At 67.7% G+C, this 1,006-nt stretch carries 1 protein-coding gene and 1 pseudogene; both read left to right on the forward strand.

All coding sequences use genetic code 11. The annotated features are described in order from the left end of the window. Nucleotides 1-441 (forward strand): annotated as a pseudogene (locus J5F18_RS04345) (tRNA (guanosine(37)-N1)-methyltransferase TrmD); the annotation flags it as partial. Nucleotides 442-586: 145 nt separating this feature from the next. Further along, nucleotides 587-943 (forward strand): 50S ribosomal protein L19, encoded by a 357-nt coding sequence (gene rplS, locus J5F18_RS04350; protein ID WP_346301098.1) that lies wholly within the window; start codon nucleotides 587-589, stop codon nucleotides 941-943. Nucleotides 944-1,006: the final 63 nt, after the last annotated feature.

Here is a 1,006-nt window from a genome sequence, read left to right on the forward strand (position 1 = left end):
CGCTATGAAGGTATCGATGAACGGGTCGTCGAGGCCGACATCGATGAGGAGTGGTCGATCGGCGACTACGTGCTGAGTGGCGGCGAGCTGCCGGCCATGGTGCTGATCGACGCCGCGGCGAGGCTGGTGCCCGGTGTATTGGGCCATCAGGACTCCGCGGTCGAGGACTCCTTCAACGACGGGCTGCTGGACTGCCCGCACTACACCCGCCCCGAGGTGATCGACGGGCGGCAGGTGCCGGATGTCCTGCTCAGCGGCCACCATGGCGCTATCCGGCGCTGGCGGCTGAAGCAGTCCCTGGGGCGCACCTGGCAGCGTCGCCCCGACCTGCTGGAAGGCAGGACGTTGAGCCAGGAGCAGCGCGAGCTGCTCGCGGAGTTCATCGAGGAGCACGCCACGTCACCGCAGGACGGGGCGGAGGTGCAGGACGCGAGACGCTGAGGGCCGAGCCTGTCGGGCACTCCCTCGCCGCGGACCTGCGTCACCCATCATCTCCCGCGCTCTCGAGCTCGCTCGGGCGCCGGGATCACGATCCATCGGCACTCCAAGCCGACCGGTGGATCAACATTTTGAGGAGTTATCCGTCATGAGCAGCAAGAACAAGGTGATCCAGGCGCTCGAAACCGAGCAGATGAGCAAGGAAATCCCGGCCTTCGCCCCCGGCGACACCGTGGTCGTCCAGGTCAAGGTCAAGGAAGGCAACCGCGAGCGTCTGCAGGCCTTCGAAGGCGTGGTGATCGGCAAGCGCAACCGCGGCCTGAACTCCGCCTTCACCGTGCGCAAGATCTCCCACGGCGTCGGCGTCGAGCGGACCTTCCAGACCTACAGCCCGCTGGTCGACTCCATCAGCGTCAAGCGTCGCGGCGACGTGCGCCAGGCCAAGCTCTACTACCTCCGCGAGCGCAGCGGCAAGTCCGCCCGTATCAAGGAAAAGCTGGCCTGAGGCCAGCGCCTCGGCCGCCGTCGGGCCGGGCCTGTCCCGGCCCCCGCGCGAAACCCCGTCACC

This window comes from Halomonas sp. BM-2019, from assembly GCF_017584085.1.

Coding starts and splice junctions, on each gene's coding strand:
- rplS (WP_346301098.1), top strand. CDS start 587: ATGAGCAGCAAGAACAAGGTGATCCAGGCGCTCGAAACCGAGCAGATG.